Annotated in this window: 6 protein-coding genes; 5 read left to right on the forward strand and 1 reads right to left on the reverse strand. The window is 37.4% G+C overall.

Translation table 11 applies throughout. The features are described from left to right. Positions 1 to 32: 32 nt before the first annotated feature. Positions 33 to 1,835, reverse strand: coding sequence for an oligoendopeptidase F (gene pepF, locus IV36_RS10550; RefSeq protein ID WP_056992364.1), 1,803 nt, complete (start codon positions 1,833 to 1,835; stop codon positions 33 to 35). Positions 1,836 to 1,958: 123 nt separating this feature from the next. On the opposite strand from pepF, the gene IV36_RS10555 reads away from it, so the two are divergent. The 5 genes from IV36_RS10555 to IV36_RS10575 all read left to right on the forward strand — a co-directional run bounded on the left by IV36_RS10555 (position 1,959) and on the right by IV36_RS10575 (position 7,457). Then, positions 1,959 to 2,801, forward strand: a complete 843-nt coding sequence (locus IV36_RS10555; protein WP_082623760.1) for a homoserine O-acetyltransferase/O-succinyltransferase family protein — start codon at positions 1,959 to 1,961, stop codon at positions 2,799 to 2,801. 170 nt (positions 2,802 to 2,971) lie between these two features. After that, positions 2,972 to 4,318, forward strand: a complete 1,347-nt coding sequence (locus tag IV36_RS10560; protein WP_056992366.1) for a hemolysin family protein — start codon at positions 2,972 to 2,974, stop codon at positions 4,316 to 4,318. A gap of 37 nt (positions 4,319 to 4,355) precedes the next feature. Next, positions 4,356 to 5,150 carry a glutamate 5-kinase gene (gene proB, locus IV36_RS10565; RefSeq protein WP_056992368.1) on the forward strand — a complete coding sequence of 265 codons (795 nt, stop codon included), beginning with the start codon at positions 4,356 to 4,358 and terminating at the stop codon, positions 5,148 to 5,150. Between the two features lie 20 nt (positions 5,151 to 5,170). Then, positions 5,171 to 6,418 carry a glutamate-5-semialdehyde dehydrogenase gene (locus tag IV36_RS10570; protein ID WP_056992370.1) on the forward strand — a complete coding sequence of 416 codons (1,248 nt, stop codon included), beginning with the start codon at positions 5,171 to 5,173 and terminating at the stop codon, positions 6,416 to 6,418. 73 nt (positions 6,419 to 6,491) lie between these two features. Then, positions 6,492 to 7,457, forward strand: coding sequence for a ribose-phosphate diphosphokinase (locus tag IV36_RS10575; protein WP_056992371.1), 966 nt, complete (start codon positions 6,492 to 6,494; stop codon positions 7,455 to 7,457). Positions 7,458 to 7,767: the final 310 nt, after the last annotated feature.

A 7,767-nucleotide genomic window follows, 5' to 3' on the forward strand; every position in this document is an offset into this window, starting at 1 on the left:
TTACTCCTGATTTCGCAGCGGCAATGTGTGAATTATTGATTTTTAATTGCTGTGGTTAGATCAATTATTTTTTCTACAGTGTTGTCAAGAAATGCAATTGTTTTTTCTAGTGGTTCATTTGATGACATATCAACACCTGCGACCATAGCTGCGTCTAAGGGTGCTTTTTGATCGCCCAGCTCTAGATAACTCAACCAATCTGAGGTTTTTGCAGGATTCTTTTTTATTTTCAGATACATCTGAGTTGCAATCGTTAGCCCAGCTGAATAGGTATAGGAATAAAGTCCCATATAATAATGTGATTGACGCATCCAAGTTAGAGAAGCATCATCATCAATTTTGACTGCATCTCCCCAGAATCTTTGAAGTACCCTTTTTTTAATAGCACATAAGCGCTCACCGTCAAAGCTCTCTCCATTATCGATTAAACGATAAACTTCTCTTTGATATGCTGCTTCCAATAAATGTGTTACGAAATTATGGTAGTAAGTATTCGTCAACATTTTTGTGTAAGCAAATCTCTGCATTCGTAGATCATTGTTTTTTTGCAGCAATGAATGCGTCAGTAATAACTCGTTAAATGTAGATGGTGACTCGACAATGTATGTAGATGGATCACATACAAGTATGGGATTGACTGCAGCAGTCAGCAGAGCCTGTCCCGCGTGCCCCAGCTCATGGATCAAGGTGTATAAATCAGCGAACTGATCTGACCATGACATCAAGATAAAGGGATGATTATCATATGGGGTTGTTTCAAATCCACCGGTTTCTTTTCCTTGGTTTTGCGGAAAATCGACCCATCTTTCAGGAAATGCCCGCATAATCATATCATGGTAGTCTTTACCCATAATCTTAATTGCATCAGATATATATTGCGGTGCATCTTCAAGTGCAATGTCAGGGGAATAGTCTGGGTCAAGATCAATCTGCAAATCAGCAAAAGTCAGTTCATCAATTCCTCGCTCTTTTTTGATTAATTTAACATATTTCTGCATAACTGGTCCAAATTTTTCCATGATCGTATCAATCTGACGTTCATAGATATCTCGCGGGATCTCCTGTTCGGCTAATAAATAGTCAATAACGGAACTATAGCCACGCAATGTTGCAAATGTTTTTTGTTTGTAAACTTCAGTATAGTAGACGGCAGCAAGAGTGTTCTTATACTGGTTTAATGTTTTGGAGAAGCTTGCAAATGCAGCACGTCTAATTTTGATGTCGGCGTGATACTGGTAATAGTTTTCATAGAGGACAAAGGACATCGGATAATCTTTTCCATCAATTGTGAAATTGTCAAAATGCATATCCGAGCTTCTCATTTGAGTGTAGATATTTTCTGGGGCATAAAAAGTTGGTGCTAAAGCTGCTAATGTTTTTTCAATATTTGGTGCTAAGCGTTGTTTCTGGTCATTTAAATAATGTCTAAAAATAGCACTATATTCAGGAAGCTTTGCGGCAAAGGATGCGAGCTCTTCAGTTGAGAAATCAAGCATTTCAGAATCATAGAAAGATAGTTCTGATGCTAGTTGGGCACTGATATTTTCAAATTTATGCAGTTGGTTGTTGGCTTTTGCTGAAGACATATCAACTGATTGATTTAAAAATGCATAGTGCTCTAACCAGTCTTTTTCCTTAGTAACTTCAGATAAAGCGATAAGGCTTTCTTTTATTGTCTCAAAATTCTTTAGTTTGCCTTGGTAGTTCAGGGTAAAAGAGTCTGCAAGCTGTTTTAGTTTTGCTAAATGAGCATTGAACTCTTGTTCAGATTTAAAAAGGGTAGAAGTATCCCAGGTCAGTTCAACAGGGACTGTATTTCTTTTTGGTAATGACATTCGAAGGCCTCCTTTTGATTAATTACTTTTATTATCATATTTCCTTCACAATTATACTAGAAGTTTTTTGCCCAGAGCGGTAAAATAAAAAATCGATAGATTATTTTAGTTAGGAGCGAAACATTGGAGAGCGAAACTTTAAATATCGGAGTTTTAAATGTAATGCATGATAAGTCTGATACTCAGAGACGTTTTAATTCTGTATTGAAACAACAGGATATCCCTGTTAAGGTAACTTATTTTTATCCAACAATGCATTATCAAGGACGCACGGTACCAGAAGAAGTTTCACACATATCTGAACCATTAGATCTACTTGAAGTGGGGAAAATGGATGCTTTTATTGTTACTGGAGCTCCTCTGGAAAAAATTGATTTTCAGAATGTCACTTATTGGGACGAATTGAAAGAATTATTTCAGCTTCTGAAAAAATTGGATATTCCACAATTATATGTGTGCTGGGGAGCAATGGCAGCCGCAAATTTTTACTATGGAATTGAGAAACAAATGTTAGCGCACAAATTATTTGGTATTTATAGACAAAAAGTATTCACAGAGTCAAAACTGTTAAAAGGATTGCCTATAGGTTTCACAGCTCCGCACGCGCGTTATGCTGAGCTGAATCATGAACAGATTAGGGAAAATAAGAATTTAGAGATCAAGGCAATTTCAGAGACGAACCATCTGTTTTTGGTTGAAGCTAAAAATGAACCGCAAGTCTTCTTATTCGCTCATCTCGAATATGGTAGGGATGCCCTTGCAAAAGAATATCAAAGGGAACTTAAGGCATATCCGAATCAAGCTGAAACATTAGCAAGGCCACAAAACTATTATGAAGATTTTGAACAAATGAAAGCTCCTATTTTTTCATGGGCAGATACGCAAGTGTTGTTTTTTAAGAATTGGATAACGCAAGTAAAAAAAGAATATGACAGTAAATCAAAGAAAAATAGTGATTTGGTATAGTAAAACAGTGTGATTAATTTACGAAATATGAAATGGGTATGACGGATTCTATTATTGTCATACCTTTTTCTTTTTGTGAAGAATTAAAAAAATGAGATTATAAACATCATTAAAAGGCAAAAAAATGATATGATATGCAATAGAACAATGAATGAAATGGGGAATGGATTTTGACAGGCGGTCAGCTGGCTTCCAATGTATTAATAATAGCAATAGTTTTTTTTTCTGCAGCCTTTTTTGTTGCAGCAGAATTTGCACTCGTACAGACTAGGAAAAGCGCACTTGAAAGTGCACTTGAAGAAGGAAAAGGAAATAAACGCAAATTAACAATTGCTCTAAAAATGGTTCAGAATCTAAATGAATATCTTTCAACAACTCAGGTAGGTGTGACCTTAGCAGGTATCATCCTAGGCTGGATTGGTGAGGCAACAATTGAGACGATGATTGTTGATGTATTGCAGATTACTCCTCTGGGCACGACGGCAATGCATGCTGTAGGAGCGGTTCTCGGGGTACTCTTCTTGACTTATCTTGAAGTCGTTATTACAGAAATCGTTCCAAAAAATCTGAGTATTGAAATGCCAATGAGAATGATGATGCTTGTAGTCACACCATTGCATTATTTCCATATTCTCTTTTATCCCTTCGTTCAGTTATTGAATGTTTCTGCAGCAGGTATAATCCGTTTATTTGGTTTGACACCAGCTACAGAGAGCAATGATGTGTTAACACAGGCAGAAATATTACGGTTGTCACGCAATGCTGTAACCGGTGGAAAACTCGATAAGAATGATTTGATTTACATGCAGCGGGCCTTCGACTTTAATGATAAAATTGCCAAGGATATTATGGTGGATCGTACAAGCCTTGAAGTTGTTGATATTACGGATTCAGTCAAGACGGTCGTGAACAACTATTTGCGCCAGGGTTTTAGTCGTTTCCCAGTTGTTGCAAATAATGATAAAGATCGAATTTTAGGCTATGTGTATATATATGACTTGATAAGGCAAGCTCAGGTTGACGATAGCATTTTAGTCAGCAAACTATTACGCACAATTATCACAGTCCCAGAAGTAACACCTATTCAGGGACTGTTACAGCAGATGATTCAAAAACAAACGCCAATTGTAGTAGTTTTAGATGAATACGGTGGTACAAGTGGTATCGTCACAGATAAAGATATTTACGAGGAACTTTTTGGTGTTGTTAAAGATGAAATAGATAATGTATCCAGTGAATACATTATTAAGAACAAAGATGGTGGATACAAGATTTCTGGGAAAACCACTCTTTATGATTTTGAACGCTTTTTCAAGATTAAAAATAAGAGTTTTGATGCATCTGAGAGTGTCACGATAGCTGGTTATCTACTTGAAAATTACAAAGTAAAAAGAAATGATATTATAACAATTGATCAACTTGATTTGAAAGTAACTGAGTTTAACCGTAATTATATTGATTGGCTGGAGGTCAGACATCATGTTGAGAATAAAAGTGAAAATCCAGACGAAAAATGATAAAATAGTTAATTATTTAAGAAAGTAGTGGATTGTAATGCGCCATATTGAAGCTCAACGGATCGTTGTTAAGGTAGGGACAAGTACTTTGACACATCTAAACGGAAAATTGAATTTGCAGGCAATTGACCAGCTGTGTTACAGCTTAAGCGGCTTGGTAAATGAAGGCAAAGAAGTTGTTTTAGTATCTTCGGGTGCAATCGGAGTTGGACTAGGACAATTAGGGATGAGTGAACGACCCAGTACAATTCCTGAACAACAAGCTCTTGCAGCGGTTGGGCAAACACAGTTAATGACGGTTTATCAGCAGCGTTTTTCAGTCTATGGACAAAGAATTGGACAAATACTGTTAACACATGATGTAATGGATTACCCCACGAGCAGACGAAACGTTTTAAATACTTTTGAAACGTTGTTAAAGTTAAAAATTATTCCAATCGTTAATGAAAATGATACTGTTGCCGTTGACGAATTGGATCATCATACTAAATTTGGAGATAATGATCAATTATCGGCCCTTGTTGCAACTTCGATTGATGCAGATTTATTGATTATGTTATCCGATATTGATGGATTTTATGATAAGAATCCTAGAAAGTTTGACGATGCAAAATTATTACACACAATCAATGAGATCAACGATGAAACCTTTGAGAAGGCCGGTGGTCGTGGGACTAAACTTGGAACTGGCGGCATGACCACAAAGTTAAAAGCTGCAAGGAGAATGCTTAATGCAAATAAGGCCATGATTCTTGCTAATGGTGAGAATCCATCCGTGATTTTTAAAATATTGAATGGCGAACAGTTAGGAACGTTGTTTATCAGCAAGTAGTAAGGAAGGTGGTTCCGCTTATGGGAATTGATTTAGAAAGAATTGGAAGCCAGGCTAAAGATGCAGCTTATGAATTGAGTCTTGTTTCGACTGAAGATAAAAACAAAGTTTTGCTTGCAATGGCAGATGCCTTGAGATCAAATACTAGTGAAGTTCTTGCAGCAAATCAACGTGACCTGTCTGGAGCAACTGGATTAATTAAAAGTTTTGTTGATCGACTTACATTGGATGAAGAGCGGATAGAGAAGATTGCACAAGGTTTAGAACAGGTTGCGCAGCTATCAGATCCTTTGGGCAATGTTACCAACGGTTGGATTAACCATGCCGGCCTACAGATTACACAAAAAAGAGTTCCCTTGGGAGTCGTTGGAATCATCTACGAGGCTCGTCCAAATGTTACGGTTGATGCGGCAGCACTCTGCTTTAAATCAGGAAATGCAGTTATCTTAAGGGGTGGGAAGGAAGCTTTCAACACTAATCTCAAACTTGTAGAAGTGTTGCAGGCAACTTTGAAAGAAAATGGGTATAGCGAGAATACCATCCAAGTGTTGACTGATACATCACATGAAGTTGCCAATAAATTTATGCAGCTTACAGGATATCTAGATGTTTTAATTCCTCGCGGAGGAGCAAAATTGATACAAACTGTGGTGCAAAATGCTAAAGTTCCGGTTATTGAAACTGGGGTTGGAAATTGCCATATTTATGTAGATAAGACAGCAGATTTTGAAATGGCAAAGAAAATTATAGTCAATGCCAAGTGTCAGAGACCAGCAGTCTGCAATGCTGCTGAAAAGCTGTTAATCCATGAAGATGTTGCAAGCAAGTATCTGCCTGGCATTATTGCTGAGTTGAAGAAGTATAATGTTGAAATTAGGGCTGATCAAGCAGCACTGGACATTCTGCAAGGCTCAGCGATACCTGCTACTGAAGAAGACTGGGACACGGAATATAACGACTATATCCTTGGAGTCAAAGTTGTTTCATCTGTTGATGAGGCAATCAAGCATATTAATCAGCATGGTACGAAGCATTCCGAGGCAATCGTGACAAATGATTATAAGAAAAGCCAGCAGTTTCTAAATCAAATTGATGCAGCAGCTGTATATGTGAATGCGTCAACACGCTTCACCGATGGCTTTGAATATGGATTTGGGGCAGAAATTGGGATTTCAACACAAAAATTGCATGCTCGTGGCCCGATGGGGCTTGAAGCCCTGACGACAACTAAGTATGTTGTTAGAGGCAATGGACAAATCAGGGAATAATACTGTAACAAAAGTGTAGTAATGTAAAGACTTTTTTATTATAATAAGTCAAAAGAGTAAATTGGAGGCAGCCATGCGCGAGAAAAAAGAAAAAGCCACTTTAAAGTTATTTGCATTAAATTCTAATCAGAAGTTGGCAGAAAAAATTGCAACTGAGCTGGAAACACAATTGTGTGAAGCATCTGTGAAACATTTTAGTGATGGTGAGATTCAGATAAATATCAACGAGAGCGTTCGTGGTGATGACGTTTTTGTTATTCAGTCTATTTCGGAGCCAGTTAATGAGAATTTTATGGAATTGATGATTATGGTGGATGCGCTTCGCCGCTCTAGTGCTGGGACAATTAATATTGTTTTGCCATACTACGGATATGCTCGTGCAGATCGTAAGGCTCGTCCAAGGGAGCCAATCACTGCAAAATTAATTGCCAACTTTATCCAATTGGCTGGTGCGGATCGAGTAATTACTATGGATCTGCATGCTGGTCAGTTGCAAGGATTCTTCAATATTCCAGTTGATCATCTTCTTGCAATTTTTGTGCAAGCTGAGTATTTCAGAAGTAAAGGCATTACAAATGATGTTGTCATTGTGGCCCCAGATCATAATGGTGTGAAAGCTGCCCGGAACTTAGCAACTTTGTTAAAGGCACCGATTGCAATTGTTGATAAACGTGATGAAACACGGGCATCAGATATGACGGTAATTGGTGACGTGAGCGGACGACGCTGCATTGTTTTTGACGATTTAATTGATACTGGAGGTAAATTATCAGATGCTGCAGTTGCACTTAAGAATGCTGGAGCAACTGAGGTATATGCTTGTGCTACTCATCCGATTTTGTCAGGTAGGGCAGTTGAAGAGTTAAAGAATTCTTATTATAAGGAAGTTGTTGTGACAGATACGATTGATGTACCTGAAGAAAAACAATTTGACAAGCTCAAAATCTTATCGGTATCCAAGACGTTTGCTAAGGCGATTGATTTGATTTTCAGTAATCAATCGGTGGATTCATTATTTAACAAGAAATATACTATTTAATAATGGCAGAGGACTAGATCAAAAGTTGAATTTTGGTCTAGTCTTTTTGTTGATTCAAGAGATGTAATAGCCCGTCCGATAGGTCATAATTATCTAGTTAATTTTGTATTACGCTTGGTAAAAAGCGCACTACGTTATGATTAGTCCTCAAATAGTATCAACTTCTAAGCATATAAATTGAATTCAGGTACAAAATGTCTAAGAATGTTTTGTATACTTAGGAGAAGAGGAATGCAGCATGTTAAATTATGAACAGCAAGAAAAATGGTCTAAAATTGTTCCAAATTGGCAGTCACCAATCAATATTGAT

The organism is Liquorilactobacillus mali (assembly GCF_001437155.1).
Lineage (GTDB): Bacteria > Bacillota > Bacilli > Lactobacillales > Lactobacillaceae > Liquorilactobacillus > Liquorilactobacillus mali_A.